This is a genomic window from Kitasatospora sp. NPDC003701 (assembly GCF_053587085.1).
Map to the genome: position 1 here is coordinate 21,339 of NZ_JBSFNM010000075.1, position 20,287 is coordinate 41,625.

Genomic DNA, 20,287 nt, shown 5'->3' on the forward strand with positions numbered 1-20,287 from the left:
GCGCCGGTTCGTTGCAGTGGTTCAGAGGCGTTGCAGGGGTTCCGGGGGCGGTGCGGGGCCGTGCCGGGCGGTCTAGTCCCGGTCCTGACCCAGCAGCGCCTGGACGGTGCGTGACGGGCTGGGCCGGCCGAGCTGCCGGGCCATCCAGCCACTGGTGGAGACCAGGGCGCGGAGGTCGACGCCGGTCCGGATGCCGAGGCCGTGCAGCATCCAGACCAGGTCTTCGGTGGCCAGGTTGCCGGTGGCGCTCTTGGCGTACGGGCAACCGCCCAGGCCGCCCGCCGAGGCGTCGACCGTGGTCACGCCGCCGCGCAGGGCGGCCAGGGTGTTGCTGAGCGCCTGGCCGTAGGTGTCGTGGAAGTGCACCGCGAGCCTGTCGACCGGTACTCCGGCCCGGCCGAAACCGTCCAGCAGGGCGGTGACCTGGCCCGGAGTGGCGACGCCGATGGTGTCGCCGAGGCTCAGCTCGGTGCAGCCCATCTCCAGCAGCTGCACGCCGAAGCCGATCACCTGCTCGGCCGGCACCGGGCCCTCCCACGGGTCGCCGAAGCACATCGAGAGGTAGCCGCGCACGCGGATCCCGGCTTCGGTGGCGCGCGCCACCACCGGTCGGAACATCGCCATCGCCTCGTCCGCCGAGCGGTTGAGGTTGCGACGCGCGAAGGTCTCGGTGGCGCTGGCGAACACCGCGATGTCGGTGGCGTGGTGGGCGAGCGCACGGTCCAGCCCGCGCTCGTTGGGCACGAGGACCGGCAGCCGCAGGCCCGGGTGGCGGTCGGGCAGCCCGGCGAGCCGGGGCGCGAGCTCCTCGGCGTCGGCGAGCTGCGGTACCCACTTCGGGTGAACGAAGCTGGTGGCCTCGACGGTGCGCAGTCCGGCGGCGGCGAGGCGGGCGATGAACTCGGCCTTGACGTCCACGGGGACGAGGGCGCTCTCGTTCTGCAGGCCGTCCCGCGGACCGACCTCGTGGATCCGGACCTCCTCGGGCAGGCCAGGGGCGCGGACCTCCGCCGGCAGGCCCAGGTCGAGTGCGTCCGGCTCGGACACGGGGGCGGTCATGACCGCACCTCGGCGGAGACCGCGCCGAGCGCCCGGCCGGCCCGCCCGCCTGCTTCCGCGGCGGCGGAGGCCGGTCCACTGCTCTCCGGCGCCTCCCCGGCCGCTCCGTCGCCGGCCGCTCCGTCCTCGGCCGGGGTGACCACGACCAGCAGTTCCTCCATCGCCACCGTGGCTCCCGCGGTGGCCCGCAGCTCGCTCACGGTGCCGTCGTGCGGAGCGGCGATCACGTGTTCCATCTTCATGGCCTCCAGGACGAGCAGCGGCTGGCCCTTCCGGACCTGCTCACCGGCCGTGGTCTTCACGACGGTGACGGTGCCGGGCATCGGGGCGGTGAGGGCGCCGTGGTGGGCCGCGCCGGCGGTGGTGCTCTCGCCGACCGGGTCGTAGCCGTGCACCGGCCAGGCGTCGCCGTCGATCCCGAGCCAGGTCACCGGGCCGGCGGCCTGCCCGGGGGCGTCGTCGGCGGCCAGGGCGAACGTCGTCTGCAGGCCGTCGGCGGTCAGGTGCAGCCGGTCGCCCGACCGGACGACCCGGGCGCGGTGGACCGGTCCGGAGTCGAGCTGGATGTCCACCTCAGGAGTGACGCCCGGGGGAATGTCAGTGGCCTCGACTACGTTGCCCGCAGTGATCGGACGAATGCGCACCGACACCGGATCCTGGCCGGGGGTACGGAGTCGATGGGTGGTCCAGGCCGGGGCGCCGCCGGTGCGCCAGCCGGAGGGAAGGGAGAAGGGGTCGGTCCAACCGCCGCCGTCGGCGGTGGGGGTGAGGCTCAGGTGCCGCGCGAGTGCGGCCGCGTAGTAGAGGAGGTGGGCAGGGGTCGGCGCTTCGGCGGGGTCGGCGGCGGGGGCCGCGGACTCGGTGGAGGCCGCGTTGGCCGGAGCAAAGGGCGAGGCGAGCAGTGCGGGCTGCTGCTGCGCCGTCTGCTCCACCAGACCGGTGTCGAGCCGGCCTGCGGCGACGTCGGGGTGTGCGAGCAGTCGTCGCAGGAAGCCCGTGTTGGTGGTCACTCCGAGGATCCGGGTGTCGGCCAGCGCGGCGCGGAGCCGGCGCAGCGCGGTCGGGCGGTCGGGCCCGTACGCGATGACCTTGGCGAGCATGGGGTCGTAGGAGCTGGTGACGACGGTGCCCGGGGCGACACCCGAGTCCACGCGGATGCCTTCGCCCTGCGGCTCGTCGAGGAGCAGGACGCGTCCGCCGGTGGGGAGGAAGTCCCGCTCCGGGTCCTCGGCACAGATACGGGCCTCGATGGCGTGGCCCAGGAAGGAGATGTCCGGCTGGGCGAAGGTCAGGCGCTCGCCCGAGGCGATCCGCAGCTGCCACTCGACCAGGTCCAGCCGCTGCGGCTGGGCCGTGCCCGCCCCGGCGGAGCCGTCGGTGGTGCCGGCGACGGCGACGGCGAGTTCGGTGACGGGGTGCTCCACCTGGAGGCGGGTGTTCATCTCCATGAAGAAGAAGTCCCGTACCCCCTCGGTGGGAACGGGGGAGTCCGGGGCGAGGCCGGGGACGATGAACTCCACGGTGCCGGCCCCGGTGTAGCCGCAGGACTCTGCGGCGCGGACGGCGGCCAGGCCCATGGCGGCGCGGGTCTCGGCATTGAGGAGAACGGAGGGTGCTTCTTCGATCAGCTTCTGGTGGCGGCGCTGCAGGCTGCACTCGCGCTCGCCGAGGTGGACGGTGGTGCCGTGGGCGTCGGCGAGCACCTGGACCTCGATGTGGCGGGGCCGGTCGACCCACCGCTCCAGCAGGAGGGTGTCGTCGCCGAAGGCGGTGCGGGCGACCCGCCGTGCGGCGGCGATCTCGGTCGGCAGCTCGGCCCGGTCCCGCACCAGGCGCATGCCCTTGCCGCCGCCACCGGCGGACGGCTTGAGCAGCACGGGGAAGCCGATCTCGTCGGCGGCCGCGACGAGTTCCCCGTCGGTGGGCGCGGCAGCCTGGCTGCCCGGAACCACCGGCACGCCGGCGGCCCGTACGGCTTCCTTGGCGTTGATCTTGTCACCCATCAGCTCGACCGCAGAGGGAGGAGGCCCGATGAAGACCAGGCCCGCGTCGGCGCAGGCGCGGGCGAAGGAGGAGTTCTCGGCGAGGAAGCCGTAGCCGGGGTGAACGGCCTGGGCGCCGGTGCGTCGGGCAGCGGCGAGGATCTGGTCGGTCCGCAGGTAGGTCTCGGTGGCCGAGCTGTCGCTGCGGTCGGCCGGTCCGAGCCGCACCGCGACATCGGCCTCGCGGACGTGCGGTGCGTCGGCGTCGGCGTCGCTGAACACGGCGACGGAGCGCACGCCGAGCCGCCGCAGGGTGCGGATCACCCGGACGGCGATCTCGCCACGGTTGGCGACCAGAACTGTGTCGAACATGGGAGGCGATCCTCCGGGTCGAGGGGAGCCGTACGAAGGAGGTGACGGGAGGCGGCAGTGGCGACGCGTCGTGTGCGGCCGGGTGGGCCGACGGATCGGAGGGCCGGCGGTCGAGTCGGGACCAGTGCCCGGGCGGGGCCCGGACCGAGCTGATCCGGGACTTCGAGCTGCGGGACTTCGCCCGAAGCCGCGGTCGGCCGGGTAGCCCGGTCGGTCGGGTCGGATGGTTGCCCAGCCCGGGAGGGCCGCTCGTCCGGGGGAGGTCGGACGGGTGGCCGTACCCGGGCCGACATCACATCCGGAAGACGCCGTACGGACCGGGCGGCGGCAGCGGGGCGTTGGCGCAGGCGGTGAGGGCGAGCCCGAGGACGGTGCGGGTGTCCATCGGGTCGATCACTCCGTCGTCCCAGAGCCGAGCGGTGGCGTAGTAGGCGTTGCCCTGGCGCTCGTACTGCTCGCGGACGGGGCGCTTGAACTCCTCCTCCGCCTCGGTGGGCCAGTCCTCGCCCTGTGCTTCGAGCTGGTCGCGCCGGACGGTGGCCAGCACCGAGGCGGCCTGTTCGCCGCCCATCACGGAGATCTTCGCGCCCGGCCACATCCACAGGAAGCGAGGTGAGTAGGCCCGACCGCACATCGAGTAGTTGCCGGCTCCGTACGAGCCGCCGATCACCACCGTCAGCTTCGGGACGCGGGTGCTGGCGACGGCGTTCACCATCTTTGCGCCGTGCTTGGCGATGCCGCCCGCCTCGTACTGCCGGCCGACCATGAATCCGGTGATGTTCTGAAGGAAGAGGAGGGGGATGCCCCGCTGGTCGCACAGCTCGATGAAGTGGGCGCCCTTGAGGGCGGACTCCGCGAAGAGCACGCCGTTGTTGGCGACGATTCCGACGGGGTGGCCGTGGATCCGGGCGAATCCGGTCACCAGGGTCGCGCCGTACTCGGCCTTGAACTCGGCGAACCGGCTGCCGTCGACCAGCCGGGCGATCACCTCGCGGACGTCGTAGGGCGTCCGCGGGTCGACCGGGACGGCTCCGTACAGCCCGGCCGGGTCGACGGCGGGCGGCTCGGCCGGGGTGAGCGGCCACGGCCTGGCCGGGCGCGGGCCGAGCCCGGCGACGATGGTGCGGACGATGGAGAGGGCGTGCGCGTCGTCCTCGGCGAGGTGGTCCGTCACGCCGGAGGTGCGGGAGTGGAGTTCGCCGCCGCCCAGCTCCTCGGCGGTCACCACCTCGCCGGTGGCGGCCTTCACCAGGGGCGGTCCGCCGAGGAAGATCGTGCCCTGGTTGCGGACGATGACGGCCTGGTCGCTCATCGCCGGCACGTACGCGCCGCCTGCCGTGCAGGAGCCGAGCACTGCGGCGATCTGCGGGATGCCGGCGGCGGAGAGGCGGGCCTGGTTGTAGAAGATCCGGCCGAAGTGGTCGCGGTCCGGGAAGACCTCGTCCTGCATCGGGAGGAAGGCGCCGCCGGAGTCCACCAGGTAGACGCAGGGCAGGCGGTTCTCCAGCGCGACCTCCTGGGCGCGCAGGTGCTTCTTCACCGTCATCGGGTAGTACGTGCCGCCCTTGACGGTGGCGTCGTTGGCGACGACGACCACCTCGCGCCCGGCGACCCGGCCGATGCCCGCGATGACGCCGGCCGCCGGTGCGGCGCCGTCGTACATCCCGTCGGCCGCCAGCGGCGCCAGTTCGAGGAACGGCGAGGCCGGGTCGAGCAGCGTGTCCACCCGGTCGCGGGGGAGCAGTTTGCCGCGGGCGGTGTGGCGGGCCCGGGCCTTGGCCCCGCCACCGAGGGCGGCCGCGGCGAGCTTCTCGTGCAGCTCGGCGACCAGCGCGCGGTGCGCCTCGGTGTTGGCCCGATAGGCCTCGGAGCCCGGGTCGGCGGCGGTGCCGAGCCGGGGGGCGGGCGCAGCGGCCCCCGGTGGAACGGCTCCGGCTGCGGCGCCGGACGCCGTGCCGCCCGTCGTGGCTCCGGCCGCTGCGCTGCCGTGGACGCCGGTGGGTACACCGGCGGTGGAGATGACCATCCCAAGAGCTCCCTTGCCCTCGGCACCAGGTGGGCAGCAGAGCCTGATCAGCCTGCCGCCACCACGTTAATGAGCGTTAACTCGTGCCGCCCAGGTTAACGGGCGATAACCCGACTGTCTACGATGGGCAGCATGCCGAACGTCCCAGCCGCCTCCGCGCTCCCACGCCGTGACCAGATCCGCAGGGAGGCCGCCCGCCTGTTCGCGGCCCGGGGCTTCCTGGGCGTGGGTGTGGACGAGATCGGCAAAGCCGTCGGCATCAGCGGCCCGGGGCTCTACCGGCACTTCGCCGGCAAGGATGCGATGCTCGCCGACCTCTTGATCGGCATCAGCGAGCGCCTCCTGGAGGAGGGCCGCCGCCGGGCGGGCGGCGGAGACGGCGCCGCCGACGCGCTGGATGCGCTGATCAGCGGGCACGTCGACTTCGCGCTCGACGACCGCGACCTGATCACCCTGCACGACCGCGAGCTGCTGAACCTCAAGGAGGAGGACCGCCGGACGGTCCGCCGGCTCCAGCGCGGCTACGTCGAGCTGTGGGTGGACGTCGTCCGGCGGGCCTACCCGCCGCTGGCCGGGCCCGACGCCGAGCCGGTGGCGCGGGCTGCCGTGCACGCCGTCTTCGGACTGATCAACTCGACCCCGCACAGCCTCGGCCCGAGTCCGGCGCAGGAGGACCGCGTCGCCCTCCAGCGCGACGGCATGGCCGCCCTGCTGCACAGCCTGGCGCACGGCGCCTTCTCCGCGGCCGCCGACGCTGCGGTACGCGACTGAGGCGGCCGCGCCGCCCGGTCGCACGCCCGGCGCGGTGGAGCGCGCCGCCGGTCAACGGTCAACGGTCAACGGATCGAGCGGTCGACGGGTCGACGGGTCAACGGATCGAGCGGTCGACGGGTCGAGGGACCGAACGGTCGAGGGGTCGAAGGGTCGGCCGTCCGTCCTAGGTCCAAAGGACGGCGGTGCCCTGCGTCGGCGGCCGGTGGGCGTTCGGTGCGATGTCGTCCACTCTGGACAGTGACGGCCACGGCCCCGCCTCGGCCGGGAATCACCGCAGGCCGCAGGCTGTTGGTCCCTCAGCCGGGTCGGATCAGCCGGCCTGCTCTGGCCTGAAACTCCATGGCGGCCACTCGACGGAATGGTTAGCATCCCTAAATATGCCTGAGACTCATGGATCTACGGTGGAGCTTTCCCCGAGCGGCACCCGAACCGGCCCGCGGGGCAGGAAGGGCGAGCGGGGCGGTGCCGGCCTGCCCGGCGGCAAGCGCGGCAGGCAGGCCAAGCACGGAAACCACGGGAGCGACACCGGCGCGTCGAGCGGCGGCGGCGGCAGAGCACCGGGCGGGGCCGCAGCCGCCGGCAGCGGAATCGACGCGGGCTGGCTGCGCCGGCTGATCGGCTACTGCTGGCACTCCCGGCGCAGCGTGCTGCTGGCCTTCGGCGCCTCGATCGTCGGGATGGCCGTCACCGCCCTGGTGCCGCTGGTCACCAAGTTGATCATCGACGACGTCATCACCGCGCACACCCGTTCCCTCGCTCCGTGGGCCGTGGTGCTGCTGCTGGCGGCCGCTCTGGTGTTCGCCTGCACCCAGGTGCGCCGCTACTACGGCGGCCAGCTCGCGCTCGACGTCCAGCACGACATGCGCAGCGACCTCTTCCGCTCGCTCGGCCGCCTCGACGGCCACCGGCAGGACCGCCTCGACACCGGCCAGGTGGTCGGCCGGGCGACCTCCGACCTCCAGCTGATCAACGGCCTGCTCTCGATGCTGCCGATGATGACCGGCTACCTGCTGATGTTCGTCATGTCGCTGGCCGTGATGCTCTGGCTGTCGCCGCCGCTCACGCTGGTCGCCCTGGTCATGGGCCCGGCGCTCTGGTGGGTCTCGGTGCTGAGCCGCAAGCGGTTGTTCCCGTCCACCTGGGCCGCGCAGCAGGAGGCAGCGGCCGTCGCGGGTGTCGTCGACGAGTCGATCGGCGGCGTCCGGGTGGTCAAGGGCTTCGGCCAGGAGGCCCAGGAGCTGGACAAGCTGGAGGCGGCCTCGCGCAACCTCTTCGCGGCCCGGCTGCGCTCGATCCGGCTCAACAGTCGCTACAACCCGGCGATGCAGGCGATCCCGGCGCTCGCGCAGGTCGCGGTGCTGGCCTTCGGCGGCTGGCTGGCGGTCGAGGGCCAGGTCACCCTCGGAACCTTCGTCGCCTTCTCCACCTATGTGGCCCAGATGACCGGTCCGGTCCGGATGCTGACCATGGTCATCACCGTCGGCCAGCAGGCCCGGGCCGGTGTGGAGCGGGTGCTCCAGCTGATCGACGAGCGGCCGCTGGTGCAGGAGCGCCCGGACGCGATCGCCCTCGACTTCACCCACGCCGGCACCGGCCCCACCCGGGACGGCACCGGCCCGTCGAAGGCCGAGCCCGGCCGGTCCGTCGAACCCGGCCGGGGCACGGCCGACGACCACGACCCGTCCGGGCAGTCGGCCGCCGGCCCCCGTACGTCCGAGGTGGCGTTGGAGTTCGACCAGGTCGAGTTCCGCTACGACCCCGAGCACCCGGCGCCCGTCCTGCACGGGCTCGACCTGAAGCTCGCCCCCGGCGAGACGCTGGCCCTGGTCGGCGCGTCCGGCTCGGGCAAGTCGACGGTGGCGCAGCTGGTGCCCCGGTTCTACGACCCGGCGGCCGGCGCGGTCCGGCTCTACGGCCACGACCTGCGCGATCTCACCCTCGACTCGGTGCGGGCGGCCGTCGGCATCGTTCCCGAGGAGAGCTTCCTGTTCTCCGAGACGGTCCGCACCAACATCGCGTACGGGCGGCCCGACGCCACCGACGAACAGGTCGTGGCGGCCGCCCGTGCCGCCCAGGCCGACGAGTTCGTCCGGGAGCTGCCCGACGGCTACGCGACCAAGGTCGGCGAGCAGGGCCTGACCCTCTCCGGCGGTCAGCGCCAGCGCATCGCCCTGGCCCGGGCCATCCTCACCGACCCGCGGATCCTGCTGCTCGACGACGCCACCTCGGCGGTCGACCCGCAGATCGAGGCGGAGATCCACGACGCCCTGCGATCGGTGATGGCCGGCCGCACCACGCTGTTGATCGCCCACCGCCGGTCGACCCTCCAGCTGGCCGACCGGATCGCCGTCCTGGACCACGGCCGTCTTCTGGACATCGGTACGCATGAGGAACTCGATGTCCGATGTCCCCAGTACCGCGCCCTGATCTCCGACCCCGAGGCCGGCCGGACCCAGTCGCCGGCCACCCCCGCAGCCATCCCCACCCCGGCAGCCACCCCCACCCCCGTGGCAGCCACCGCGCCACCCGAGGCAGCGCCCGGGGCGCCCGCCCGGGCCGTCCGGCAGAACCTCCGGTCCCCGAGCGGGCCCGCCCCCGAGCCCCGGGCCGGGGACGCCCCCGTACCGTCGCCCGTCCCCGACCCGGCGACGCCCGCCCTGGCCAAGGCGGCCCGCACCGCCGACCCGGCGCTCCTCGCCAAGGTCGCCGCCCTCCCGCCGGCCGGCGACACCCCGGCGATCTCCCGGGCCGAGGCCGAGGCCGGCGACCCGGACTTCAGCCTCCGCCGCCTGCTGCGCCCCTTCCGCCGCCCGCTCGCCCTCGCCCTCCTCCTGGTCACCCTGGACGCGGGCGCGGGGCTGGTGCTGCCGATCCTGATCCGGCACGGCATCGACGACGGCGTGAGCAAGGCCCTGATGTCGGGTGTCGCCGCCGCCGCGCTGGTGGCGCTGGTGATCGTCCTGCTGGACTGGGTGGTGCAGAGCGCCGAGAGCCGGGTCAGCGGCCGCACCGGCGAACGGGTGCTCTACACCCTCCGGCTCAAGATCTTCGCGCACCTCAACCGGCTCGGCCTGGACTACTACGAGCGCGAGCTGTCCGGCCGGATCATGACCCGGATGACCACCGACCTGGACTCGCTGACCTCCTTCCTGCAGACCGGAGTGGTCACGGCCGTGGTCAGCCTGCTGACCTTCCTCGGCATCTTCGCCGCCCTGCTGATCATCGACGCGGGCCTGGCGCTGGTGGTCTTCGCCGTGCTGCCGCTGCTGGTCGTGGCGACACTGGTGTTCCGCAAGAAGTCCAAGGCGCAGTACGAGATCTCCCGCGACCTGATCAGCACGGTCAACGCCGATCTCCAGGAGAACGTCGCGGGCATGCGGATCGTCCAGGCCTTCCGCCGGCTGGAGGCCAACACCGACCGCTTCGTCGCCCGGGGGATGGCCTACCGCGAGGCGAGGGTCCGGGCGCAGTTCTACATCTCGCTGTACTTCCCGTTCGTGCAGTTCCTCTCCAGCGTGGCCGCCGCACTGGTGCTGATCGTGGGCGCGTCCCGGGTCGACTCCGGGACGCTGACCGTCGGCGCGCTGGTGGCGTACCTGCTCTACATCGACCTCTTCTTCGCACCGGTCAACCAGCTCTCGCAGGTGTTCGACGGCTACCAGCAGGCGGCGGTGGGCCTGGGCCGGATCCGTGAGCTGCTGCGCACCCCGACCACCACCGCACAGGCCGCCGACCCGGTGCCGGTGCGGGCGGAGCTCCGCGGCGAGATCGAGTTCGAGGGCGTCAGCTTCGCCTACAACGGCGGCGCCGACGGCGCTCGGGACGTGCTCACCGGCGTGGACCTGCGGATACCCGCCGGCCAGACGGTGGCGCTGGTCGGCGAGACGGGTGCCGGCAAGTCGACCCTGGTCAAGCTGGTCGCCCGGTTCTACGACGCGACCGCCGGCACCGTCCGGGTGGACGGCGTCGACCTGACCCGCTACGACCTCGCGCAGTACCGCCACCGGCTCGGCGTCGTGCCGCAGGAGGCGTACCTGTTCGCGGGCACGGTGCGCGAGGCGATCGCCTACGGCCGGCCCTCGGCCTCGGCGGCCGAGGTGGAGGCGGCGGCCCGGGCGGTCGGTGCGCACGACATGATCCTCCGGCTGTCGGACGGCTACGACCACGAGGTCACCGGCCGCGGGCGCAACCTCTCGGCGGGGCAGCGCCAGCTGATCGCGCTGGCCCGGGCCGAACTGGTCGACCCGGACATCCTGCTCCTTGACGAGGCCACCGCCGCGCTCGACCTGGCCACCGAGGCGGCGGTCAACCACGCGGCGGACCGGCTCAGCGGCGGCCGCACCACGCTGGTGATCGCCCACCGCCTCACCACCGCGGAACGCGCGGACCGGGTCGTCGTCCTCGACCGCGGCACGGTGGTCGAGGACGGTACGCACACCGAACTGCTCGCCCAGGGCGGCGTGTACGCGCGGCTCTGGCAGGCGTTCATCGCCGACGGGCACCCGGCGCCCGCCGAGGTGGCGGGCCGGCCCGTCGGCCGGTGAGCCGGTCCGCCACCCGCTGACCCGCCGCCGCGCCGCCCCACCTACCCGCCGGGCGCAGCGGCGATCAGGCGGCGATCAGCGAGGTGAGGAGCCCGGACGCGTCGATTCCCCGGGGCAGGCCGCTGACCTGTCCGTCGCCCACCTCCACCACCCGCCAGCCGGAGCCGTCGGCCCGGCTGGCGAGGTCGGTGGTCACGAAGCGGCAGCCGAGCGCGCGGACCAGCGGCCGGACCTCGGTGAGGTCGGGGTCGGCAGGCTGACCGGGCGTGTCCGGGTGCGGCCCGACCAGCACGGGTTCACCGTCCAGCCACCACACCCGGGCCTCCACCGCCCGCTCGTTCCCGCCACCACGGCTCCCGGCGGCACCCGCGCCCCCGCCCTCGCCCCCGCTCTTGCTCCTCCTCCTGCTGCCGTCCGGCCCGCTCGCGCCCCCGTCGCCCCCGGCCCGGTGGAACTCCTCGTACCGCCGCAGCACCACCCCACCGGCCAGGTACTCGCCCTGCAACTCGACGAAGCGCGCCACCACCCGCCCGACGGCGGCCAGGTCGGCCAGTTCCGGGACGTAGCAGGCCTCGTGCCACTCGTGCTTCCGGGACTTCACGTAGTCCTTGACGATCGCCGGACCGCGCCCGCCGAGCCGTTCGACGGCGGCGGCCAGCTCCTCCGGCCCGGGCCGGGCCGCCGTCCGCGCCGGGATCCAGACGCTCGGCGGCGTCGCCCCCTCGAACACGCCGTACCAGCCGGGCAGCTCGTGCGCCGAGGCGTAACCGGCCGCACTGGTCAGCAGGTTGGCGCCGCGTCCGGCCAGCGCCCGGGCGAAGGCCGCGTAGTCGGCCGACGGAATCATCCAACCCCGGTACCAGAGCGGGCCGCAGTCCCGCGGCACCTGACGGACCGCCTCGTCGGCGCGTCCCGCGAGCAGCGCGTCGTGGTCGACGAGGTACTGCTCGCCACCCACGTCCCGTAGTACCCGGGCCTCCCAGGCGAAGTGCGGGTCGGGCCGGTGCGGGTTGAGCGGGTCGGCCGGGAACAGGAGCGCGGGTGCGGGCATGGCCGTCAGAGTACGTCCACCGGCCGTTCCCGGTGGTGCCAACACCCCTTCTCCTCACAGGCGGTGCCGTCGCGGCAGCCGACAATCCGCTCGACGCCCCGGGGCCCGCGCTGGGAGAGTGACCCGATGCGGAATCTGTTGCGACGCGCGAAGCGAATCCCCAGGCAGGCGGCCAGGACGGTGGTACTGGACGGGAACGGGTCGGTCTTCCTCCTCCGCTCGGACAACAGCGAGGTCGGCGTCCACTGGACCATGCCCGGCGGTGGCATCGAGAAGGGCGAGACGCCGTGGAGCGGTGCCCGGCGGGAGCTCTGGGAGGAGACCGGCTGGACCGACCTCGAACCCGGTCCGCTGCTCTGTACCTGGGAACACGATTTCACCTGGCACGGCACACCCGTCCGCCAGCACGAGCACATCTACCTGACCAGCGGGCCGCACCGGGGGCCGGTCGGCGACGTCAGCGCGGTGCACGCCGCCGACCGGATTCTCGACTGGCGCTGGTGGACCGAGGACGACCTCGCGGACGAGCACGCGGACGCCCTCTGGCCGCCTCGGCTCCCGGACCTGCTGGCCGATGTCCGGGCGGGCTGGCTGGCCGGTCGGCGCGAGCCGGTGCCCGTCGACCTCGGCTACATCCCGAACGCTCCGACTGCCCGACGACCCTGACGACCCTGACGACCCTGACGGCCCTGACGACCGCCTGACAGCCCTGACGACCCTGACGACCGCCTGACGACCGTGACGGCCCCGACCGCCGGGCGCTCCCGATGCCCGGATGCCCGAGGCGGCCCGGTTCATCGGCCTCGGCAGTCCGGCGCAGGACCACCGGCTGCCCGGGGCAGGGAGGCAGGGCCGCCCCCCCGGCACCTACGAGGGCCGGTCCTCGCCGCGTCGTCCCGCTCGCCCGGGCGGGCCGGACCGCCAGCCGTGCAGGTCGAGCTCCCGGTCGTGCAGCGCGCCGGGATTCATCAACACCGACAGCTGCGCGTCGGCCAGTTGGTCGACGGTGAGACCGGTCGCGGACAGCAACAGGTCGGTCGACACCGAGACGGCGATGGCGGGCCGCCAGGCGGGCAGGATCACCAGACAGGTGCCGCGGCCGATCCGTACGGGCTCGGCGGCGACCCGGACCGGCTGCCGCTCGTCGGGGCGGCTGACGGCCTCGGGGAGATGGGGGGTACCGCCGATCAGGATGCCCAGCGGCGTCTCGGCCTCCCCGCCGGTGCTGTCGCCGGCCGCCGGTTCCGCGGTCTCGACGAAGCGGTCCGGGGCCTCCGTCCCGCCGGATGCCACCGGTGGCGGTACGAGCGCCGAAGCGGTGGCCTCCGTGCCGGGGGAGCCCTGCGGCCGGTCCGGCCCCGCGGCCTCCGGGTGCATGCGGCGCAGCCGCCGGGAGGGGGAGGGCCGCTTGGACAGGACGGTCCTCAGCTCCGCCTGGGCGGCGCGCAGTACGGGGACGGTTCGATCCCCCGCCGGTGCCGGGGCCTGGAGTCGTACGAACAGCTCGGTGCCCGGGGCGGAAGCAGGTCCCGCATCGGCCGGAGAACCGGCGTCGGCACCCGCGAGGCCTTCGGCGAGCAGCGCGCGGATCTCGGCCACCGGCCGACGGCAGGCGGCGGCCAGGTCGGCGAGCGAGCGGCCCTGGCTGTGGGCCGTCCGCAGCCGGTCGGCCAGGCCGGCCCGGATCCGGGCGGCCGTCTGACCGCTCTGCTCGGAGGCGCCTCCGCCGGAGGCCCCGCGGGCCTCCCCGGCAACGCCGAGGCCGGCGTCCACACCGTCGTCGAGGCCCCGGCCGCTCTCCCCGGCGACCTCACCGCCCCGGGGCTGCGGAACGGAGCCCTCAGGGGCGGGCCCGGCGGGGGCGAGGTCGCCGGCCGTCGGCGCCAACGAGCAGCGCGGGTCCGCCGGCCCGGTCGGAGCCGGTGCCCCGTCCCCCTGCGCGCCCCCGGCCGCACGGGACGCGGACCCGTCGGACGCACCGGCCGTGGACCCGTCGACCGCGGACCCGGCCGTGGACGCACCGGCCGCGGGCGTGCCGATCACGGCGGCGCCGTTCGCGGTCACGTCGTTCACGGGCGCGCCGGACGAGGGCAGGTCGGTGGCGGTCTGGTCGAGCGCGGTCATCGGCATGGGCCCTTCGGGGTACGGTCCCGATGATCCTCCCGCACCCCGGGACCAGCTCCAAGCGTCTTTCCGGCGGGTGTGGGCGAGGACACCGTCCCGGTCCGCTCCGCGTCGGCCCCCGTCGCCGGACTCAGGCGCCCGGGGCGACGAACCCCTTCAGGTCGGCCAGCACGGCGTTGGCCGCGAGGACGCCGAGGCCGAGGAACCACGTCTCGTCCGAAACCGGCCGCGCCTGGCCGGACTTGGTCGCTCCGAGGGTCTTCCAGAGCGCGCCGCCGAGCACCGCGTCCTGGTTGGTGGAGCCGGGGGTGCCGTACACGCCGTAGAAGATCCAGTCGGCGTCGGCCTTGTCGATCTGCTCGGGGCTGATCTCGACCGCGAGTTCCTTGACCTGCTCGATCTTGGGCTGCGGCAGCGGCACGTCGGTCAGGATGGTGCCGATGAAGGAGAGCTCCGCGTAGAGCCGGGTCTTGCCGGGCATGAAGCGGAGCGGCGTGATGGTGGGCCGCTTGTCGCCCAGCCCGGCGCCGATCGCGGCGGCCGCGGCCTGGTAGGCGTCGAGCTGCGCCCTGGCCTCCGCCTCCAGGCCGAACGGGGCCGCGTTGAGCTGGAAGTTCTGCTTCCAGGGGTAGCCGGGGCGCAGCGAGAAGACGGTCGGCGCGATCTTGGAGAGCTGCGCGTACTGGTCCTGTGCGCGCAGCTGGCTGCCGAGGATCAGGTCGGGCTTGAGCGCGGCGATGGCCTCCAGGTTGAGGCTGTTGATGGTGCCGACGCTCGCCGGGTTGCCGGCGGTGCCCTTGAGGTAGGACGGCATGTTCTTGGAGCCGTCGGTGTAGACGACGCCGACCGGCTGGATGCCCAGGGCGACGACGTTGTCGAGCTCGCCGGTGTCCAGCACCACGACCCGGACCGGCTTGGCCGGGATGACGGTCTCGCCCATGGCGTGCTTGACGGTGCGCGGGTAGACGCCGGGAGCGGCGTCGGTGCCGAAGTCCTTCATCTTCTCGATCACGGCGGCGTAGTCGTCGCCGCCCTGCTTGACCGACTTCTGGTTCGGCGACGAGCCGGCCGAGGCCCGGGCCGATCCGCTCGCGGCTCCGCCGGATCCGCCGGAGCCGCCACAGGCGGTGAGCAGCCCGCCGAGGCCGAGGACGGCACCGCCGGCGAGTCCGGCGGTGAGGAACTTCCGGCGGGAGGGGGTGCTGCTGACGAGGGTCCGGTCGGCGGGGTGGGGGGCCACGCGACGCTCCTTCTCGATCGATCGATGTTAGGTGAGGCAAACCTATCTGAAGCCCCGGAGGAGGCTGATCGAGGGCCCTGGGGGGTGGGGAGAAATCGTCTCAACCCATGACATAAGGAATAAATCAAATCGCCATCAACCCTTGGAAACAAAGGTACACGAGTTAACACGCCATTAATCCATCGCCCCGTCATCGTCGACGGCGAAGGAATCGAAGTGAGTGGTTCAGATCACCAGGGGTTGGCCTACACAACCTTCGACACCTCCACCTAGGGTGCGCAGGTGTTTGATCAGCAGCTCTCAGAGCACGGAAGCAGCGGACGGGCAACGGCGCCCGCCGCTCCGCAGGGTGCCCCGGACAGTGGTGCCAGTGGTGGAGTCCCCGATCAGGGGGCGGCGGGGGCAGCGGGGGACAAGGGTCTACGGGGCAACTCGGTAGGCCTGTTGAGCAGCGTGGTCCTGGGCCTCTCCACGGTCGCCCCGGTCTACTGCCTGACCGCGACGCTGGGTCCGACCGTCACGGCCGTCGGCGTCCAGATGCCCGCGGTCTTCCTGGCCGGCTTCCTGCCGATGCTGCTCGTCGCGTTCGCCTACAAGGAGCTGAACAAGGACTTCCCGGACTGCGGCACGTCCTTCAGCTGGACGGTCAAGGCCTTCGGCCCCCGGGTCGGCTGGATGGCGGGCTGGGGCCTGACTGTCGCGACCATCATCGTGCTGTCCAACCTGGCCGGAGTGGCGACCGACTTCCTCTACCTGATGCTCGGCGAGATGACCGGCAGCAGCGGGATCGCCGGGCTGAACGACAACAAGGCCGTCCATCTGCTCACCGTGGTCGTGCTGATCGCCGCCGCCACCGCGATGAGCTACCGGGGGATGACGGCCACCAAGTGGTTCCAGTACAGCCTGGTCGGCCTCCAACTGGCCGTCCTGGTGCTCTTCTCGGTCATCGCCATCGGCAAGGCCGCCGCCGGCGACCTGCCGCACTCGATCGGCTTCTCCGCCTCCTGGCTCAACCCGCTCCAGGTGAGCTCGTTCAGCGCGTTCACCGCCGGGCTGTCGCTCTCGATCTTCATGTACTGGGGCTGGGACACCTGCCTCACCATGAACGAGGAGACCCTGGGCAGCGCGAAGACCCCGGGCCGGGCCGCGATGATCTCGATGGTCACCCTGGTGGGCTCGTACCTGCTGGTGGCGATCGCCGCCCAGATGTTCGCCGGCGTCGGCACCACCGGTACCGGCCTGGGCAACCCGGCCACCGCCGACAACGTCTTCTCCGCGCTGGCCCGGCCGGTGCTCGGCTCGCCGTGGAGCATCCTGCTCTTCCTGGCCGTCGTCGCCAGCGCCGCCGCCAGCCTGCAGACCACCTTCATCCCGGTGGCCCGCACCCTGCTCGCGATGAGCGCCTACCGGGCCGTGCCGCCGCGCTTCGGCACCGTCCACCCGCGCTACCGCACCCCCGGCTACGCGACGGTCGCCGCCGGCATCGCGACCGCCGTTTTCTACGTCGGCATGAGCCTGATCAGCGAGAACGTCGTGCAGGACACCATCCTGGCCCTCGGTCTGATGATCTGCTTCTACTACGCCCTGACGGCCTTCGCCTGCGTCTGGTACTTCCGCCGCTCGCTCCGGAGCAGCCTGCGGAACCTCGTCCTGCGGGGCATCGCCCCCCTGCTCGGCGGCGTGCTGCTCGCCGCCGTCTTCCTGCAGACCCTCACCGACGCCTGGGACCCGGAGTACGGCAGCGGCGCCGTCCTCGGCATCGGCTCGGTCTTCGTCATCGGCGTCGGCATCCTGCTGCTCGGAGCGGTGCTGATGACCTGGTACGGCGCGCTCCGGCCCGAGTTCTTCCGCGGCGAGACCCTGCGCCGGGAAACTCCCGCGCTGGTCGTGGAGGACTGACGCTATCCTCGAACGCATGAAGCGCTTCGCAGGTCTCAGCTGGTGGCCGTCCTAGGACGGCCACCAGCCACGCCTGACCAGGGCCGTCCGGATGGACGGCCCTGTCGCGTTCTCCGACGGGACGGGCCCGGAACCCCGGACGGCCACCGCATCGCCGTACCGAGGAGAACCCCGATGACCGTTCCCACCGCCGTACCCGCCGGCCGCACGGCTCCCGCCGCCCCGGCCGCCCCGGCGACCCCGACCACCTCCGCCTCCCCGGCCTCGCCGGTCGTCGGCCGGCCCGGCGCGGACCTGGACGAGCTGATCCGCCGGGACCCGGGCGCCCACCGCGTCCTGACCGGGGACCGGCCCACCGGCCCGCTCCACCTCGGCCACTACTTCGGCACCCTGCAGAACCGGGTCCGCCTCCAGCGCCTCGGCATCGAGATGTTCGTCGTGGTCGCCGACTACCAGGTCATCACCGACCGCGACCTCGCCGACCGCCTCGCCGAACACAGCGAGGGCCTCGTCCTCGACTACCTCGCCGCCGGTCTGGACCCGGACCGCGCCACGATCTTCGCCCACAGCGCCGTCCCCGCCCTCAACCAGCTGCTGCTGCCCTTCCTCAGCCTGGTCAGCGTGGCCGAGCTGGGGCGCAACCCCACCGTCAAGGACGAGATCGCCCACTCCAGCCAGTCGGCCGTGAACGGGCTGATGTTCACGTACCCGGTCCACCAGGCCGCCGACATCCTCTTCTGCAAGGCGAACGTCGTGCCGGTCGGCCAGGACCAGTTGCCCCACCTCGAAGTGGCCCGCACCGTCGCCCGCCGCTTCAACGAGCGCTACCCGCACCCGGACGGCAGCGGCGTCTTCCCCCGCCCGGAGGCCCTGCTCTCCGCCGCCCCGCTGCTGCTCGGCACCGACGGCGGCAAGATGAGCAAGAGCCGCGGCAACGCCGTCCGGCTCTCCGCCGACGCCGACACCACCGCCCGGCTGATCCGGGGTGCCAAGACCGACACCGACCGCCGGATCACCTACGACCCCGCCGCCCGGCCGGAGGTCTCCAGCCTGGTCCTGCTCGCCGCGCTGTGCCAGGACCGCGCGCCGGAACTGGTCGCCGACGAGATCGGCGACGGCGGCGCCGCCGCGCTGAAGCGCACGGTGACCGAGGCGGTCAACGAACACTTCGGACCGATGCGCGCCCGCCGTGCCGAGCTCGCCGCCGACCGCAGCTACATCCGGCAGGTCCTGCGGGACGGCGCCGAGCGGGCCAACGCCGTCGCCGACGCCACGCTCGCCGAGGTCAGGGCGGTGATGGGGTCGGTCTGAAGCGGGTGGGGCATACCTTCCCCGGGAGTTGACCCGACCGACCTCCCGGAACCGCGCCACCCTGCGCACGCCGCCGCCCGCACCCCTGGAAGGATTTCGGCCATGGACCAGCACCCGACCCCGCCCGGCCGAGGGCTGACACGCCCGCCGCACCTCCGCCCGGGGGACCACGTCGTCGTGGTCGCCCCCAGTGGCCCGATCGACCCCGAGCGGCTCACCGCCGGGTGCGCGATCCTGCGCTCCTGGGGGCTGCGGGTGACCGTCGGCCCCCACGTCCTCGACACCCACCCCACCCTCGGCCACCTGGCGGGCACCGACGCGGACCGGGCCGCGGACCTCCAAGCCGCCTGGCTCGACCCCACCGTCGACGCCGTCATCTGCGCCCGCGGCGGCTACGGCGTCCACCGCATGGTCGACCTGCTCGACTGGGACGCGATGCGCGCCGTCCCGCCCAAGGTGCTGGTCGGCTTCAGCGACGTCTCCTCCCTGCACGAGGCCTTCGCCCAGCGCCTGGGCATCGCCACGCTGTACGGGCCGATGACCGCGGGCGCCTCCTTCATCTCCGACGGGCCGACGGCGGAGCATCTGCGTCGCACCCTCTTCGACCCCTCGGCCACGACGGTCCTCACCTCGCCCACCGCCTCCGCCCTCGTCCCCGGCCGGGCCCGCGGCATCACCGCCGGGGGCTGCACCCACGTCCTGGCGGCCGAGCGCGGCACGCCCGCGGCCCGGCCCTCCTTCGCCGGCAGCATCCTGATCCTGGAGGACGTCAACGAGCACCCGTACCAGCTCGACCGCCTCCTCACCCAGTTCCTGCGCTCCGGCGCCTTCGAGGGGGTCGCGGGCATCGCGCTCGGCTCCTGGGAGGGCTGCGGCCGCCCCGAGCGGGTCCGGGAGGTCATGCTTGACCGGCTGGGCCCGCTCGGCGTACCCGTCATCTGGGAGCTGGGCTTCGGCCACTGCCCCTCCACCCTCACCGTCCCGCTGGGTGTGCCCGCGCTGCTCGACGCCGATGCCGGGACCCTCACCCTGGAGACGCCCGCCCTGGAGACGCCCGCCCCCGCCGGGCGCTGAACCGTGGCGCGTCGCGGTCAGTAGGGTGCGGCCATGAACGAGGACACCCTCACCACCCTCGCCCTCGGCCTCCTCCGGGGGCCGGGCAGCAGTGCCCGCACCATCCTCGGACTTGCCGGCCCGCCAGGAGCCGGCAAGTCCACCCTGGCCCGGCACCTGGTCGCCGAGGTCGAGCGCCGGGAGGGGCCCGGCAGCGCCGCCTACCTCCCGCTCGACGGCTTCCACCTCTCCGCCGCACAGCTCGGCAGCCTCGGCCTGGCCCACCGCAAGGGCGCGCCCGCCACCTTCGACGCACACGGCTATGTCGCGCTGCTGCGCCGGATCGCCGCCGACCGCTTCCAGCCCATCTACGTCCCCGACTTCGACCGCGACCTCGACGAACCCGTCGCCGCCCGTCATGTCGTCCCGCCGAACGCCCGCCTCGTGGTGACCGAGGGCAACTACCTGGCCGCCGACGAACACCCGTGGCCCGAGGCCCGCAGGCTGATGCGCGAGCTCTGGTACGTCGACACCGAGGACACCGTCCGCGAGGAGCGGCTGATCCGGCGCCACCGGGCCGGCGGCCGCGACGAGGACACGGCCCGGCGCTGGGTCGCCGGCAACGACCACCCGAACGGTGAGTACGTGAAGGCCGGCCGCGCGCTCTGCACGCGGATCGTGCCCGGCACCGGTTTGCCTGCGGCTCCGAACGGGCGTAGTGTTCTCTAGTCGCTCGGCTGGGAGCACCGGACACGCATCTGCGCGGACGGTCCCGGAGCGGCCAATCCCTAGAAACACCACTTCCCGGTTCGGGCTGGGTTGCGCTTTGTCATTTTGACGGTGCGGCTCGGG

At 73.4% G+C, this 20,287-nt stretch carries 13 protein-coding genes; 7 read left to right on the plus strand and 6 right to left on the minus strand.

Going from position 1 to position 20,287, the window contains the following annotated elements:
* Positions 1-72: 72 nt before the first annotated feature.
* The 3 genes from ACWDRR_RS39285 to ACWDRR_RS39295 form a co-directional block, all read right to left on the minus strand.
* Entirely contained in the window at positions 73-1,059 is a 987-nt protein-coding gene (locus ACWDRR_RS39285) for a hydroxymethylglutaryl-CoA lyase (protein ID WP_449777080.1), read from the minus strand.
* Positions 1,056-3,413, minus strand: a complete 2,358-nt coding sequence (locus tag ACWDRR_RS39290) for an ATP-binding protein (RefSeq protein WP_449777081.1) — start codon at positions 3,411-3,413, stop codon at positions 1,056-1,058. Before ACWDRR_RS39290 ends, ACWDRR_RS39285 begins: the two co-directional genes overlap by 4 nt.
* Before the next feature lie 292 nt (positions 3,414-3,705).
* Positions 3,706-5,439, minus strand: coding sequence for a carboxyl transferase domain-containing protein (locus tag ACWDRR_RS39295; RefSeq protein ID WP_449777082.1), 1,734 nt, complete (start codon positions 5,437-5,439; stop codon positions 3,706-3,708).
* A 123-nt stretch (positions 5,440-5,562) separates the two neighbouring features.
* On the opposite strand from ACWDRR_RS39295, the gene ACWDRR_RS39300 reads away from it, so the two are divergent.
* Positions 5,563-6,210 (plus strand): SACE_7040 family transcriptional regulator, encoded by a 648-nt coding sequence (locus ACWDRR_RS39300; protein ID WP_449777083.1) that lies wholly within the window; start codon positions 5,563-5,565, stop codon positions 6,208-6,210.
* A 590-nt stretch (positions 6,211-6,800) separates the two neighbouring features.
* Complete coding sequence (locus tag ACWDRR_RS39305; protein WP_449777091.1) at positions 6,801-10,757, plus strand: ABC transporter transmembrane domain-containing protein; 3,957 nt, start codon at positions 6,801-6,803, stop codon at positions 10,755-10,757.
* A gap of 64 nt (positions 10,758-10,821) precedes the next feature.
* Here ACWDRR_RS39305 and ACWDRR_RS39310 read toward each other — a convergent pair whose 3' ends face one another.
* The gene (locus tag ACWDRR_RS39310) at positions 10,822-11,808 is read right to left on the minus strand and encodes an ATP-grasp domain-containing protein (RefSeq protein ID WP_449777084.1); all 987 of its coding nucleotides are present in this window, start codon (positions 11,806-11,808) and stop codon (positions 10,822-10,824) included.
* 126 nt (positions 11,809-11,934) lie between these two features.
* Between ACWDRR_RS39310 and ACWDRR_RS39315 the strand changes: the two genes are divergently transcribed.
* Complete coding sequence (locus tag ACWDRR_RS39315; protein WP_449777085.1) at positions 11,935-12,474, plus strand: NUDIX hydrolase; 540 nt, start codon at positions 11,935-11,937, stop codon at positions 12,472-12,474.
* Between the two features lie 201 nt (positions 12,475-12,675).
* Here ACWDRR_RS39315 and ACWDRR_RS39320 read toward each other — a convergent pair whose 3' ends face one another.
* Positions 12,676-13,932, minus strand: coding sequence for a hypothetical protein (locus tag ACWDRR_RS39320; RefSeq protein WP_449777086.1), 1,257 nt, complete (start codon positions 13,930-13,932; stop codon positions 12,676-12,678).
* Between the two features lie 130 nt (positions 13,933-14,062).
* On the minus strand, positions 14,063-15,172 hold the full coding sequence (locus ACWDRR_RS39325; RefSeq protein ID WP_449777087.1) for an ABC transporter substrate-binding protein: 1,110 nt from the start codon (positions 15,170-15,172) through the stop codon (positions 14,063-14,065).
* Positions 15,173-15,613: 441 nt separating this feature from the next.
* Here ACWDRR_RS39325 and ACWDRR_RS39330 point away from each other — a divergent pair, with 441 nt between their 5' ends.
* From ACWDRR_RS39330 to ACWDRR_RS39345, 4 genes are all read left to right on the plus strand, one after another.
* Entirely contained in the window at positions 15,614-17,071 is a 1,458-nt protein-coding gene (locus ACWDRR_RS39330) for an APC family permease (RefSeq protein WP_449777092.1), read from the plus strand.
* Positions 17,072-17,245: 174 nt separating this feature from the next.
* A complete protein-coding gene (trpS, locus tag ACWDRR_RS39335) occupies positions 17,246-18,382 on the plus strand; it encodes a tryptophan--tRNA ligase (RefSeq protein WP_449777088.1) in 1,137 nt (378 codons plus the stop codon).
* Positions 18,383-18,484: 102 nt separating this feature from the next.
* The gene (locus ACWDRR_RS39340) at positions 18,485-19,456 is read left to right on the plus strand and encodes a S66 peptidase family protein (protein WP_449777089.1); all 972 of its coding nucleotides are present in this window, start codon (positions 18,485-18,487) and stop codon (positions 19,454-19,456) included.
* A gap of 33 nt (positions 19,457-19,489) precedes the next feature.
* Positions 19,490-20,164, plus strand: coding sequence for a nucleoside/nucleotide kinase family protein (locus ACWDRR_RS39345; RefSeq protein WP_449777090.1), 675 nt, complete (start codon positions 19,490-19,492; stop codon positions 20,162-20,164).
* Positions 20,165-20,287: the final 123 nt, after the last annotated feature.

What these genes read in the sequence shown, in the direction of transcription:
- ACWDRR_RS39310 (WP_449777084.1), bottom strand. Translation starts at nt 11,808, where the DNA reads ATGCCCGCACCCGCGCTCCTGTTCCCGGCCGACCCGCTCAACCCGCAC.
- ACWDRR_RS39340 (WP_449777089.1), top strand. Translation starts at nt 18,485, where the DNA reads ATGGACCAGCACCCGACCCCGCCCGGCCGAGGGCTGACACGCCCGCCG.
- ACWDRR_RS39300 (WP_449777083.1), top strand. Translation starts at nt 5,563, where the DNA reads ATGGGCAGCATGCCGAACGTCCCAGCCGCCTCCGCGCTCCCACGCCGT.
- ACWDRR_RS39285 (WP_449777080.1), bottom strand. Translation starts at nt 1,059, where the DNA reads ATGACCGCCCCCGTGTCCGAGCCGGACGCACTCGACCTGGGCCTGCCG.
- ACWDRR_RS39320 (WP_449777086.1), bottom strand. Translation starts at nt 13,932, where the DNA reads ATGACCGCGCTCGACCAGACCGCCACCGACCTGCCCTCGTCCGGCGCG.
- ACWDRR_RS39290 (WP_449777081.1), bottom strand. Translation starts at nt 3,413, where the DNA reads ATGTTCGACACAGTTCTGGTCGCCAACCGTGGCGAGATCGCCGTCCGG.
- ACWDRR_RS39315 (WP_449777085.1), top strand. Translation starts at nt 11,935, where the DNA reads ATGCGGAATCTGTTGCGACGCGCGAAGCGAATCCCCAGGCAGGCGGCC.
- ACWDRR_RS39295 (WP_449777082.1), bottom strand. Translation starts at nt 5,439, where the DNA reads ATGGTCATCTCCACCGCCGGTGTACCCACCGGCGTCCACGGCAGCGCA.
- trpS (WP_449777088.1), top strand. Translation starts at nt 17,246, where the DNA reads ATGACCGTTCCCACCGCCGTACCCGCCGGCCGCACGGCTCCCGCCGCC.
- ACWDRR_RS39345 (WP_449777090.1), top strand. Translation starts at nt 19,490, where the DNA reads ATGAACGAGGACACCCTCACCACCCTCGCCCTCGGCCTCCTCCGGGGG.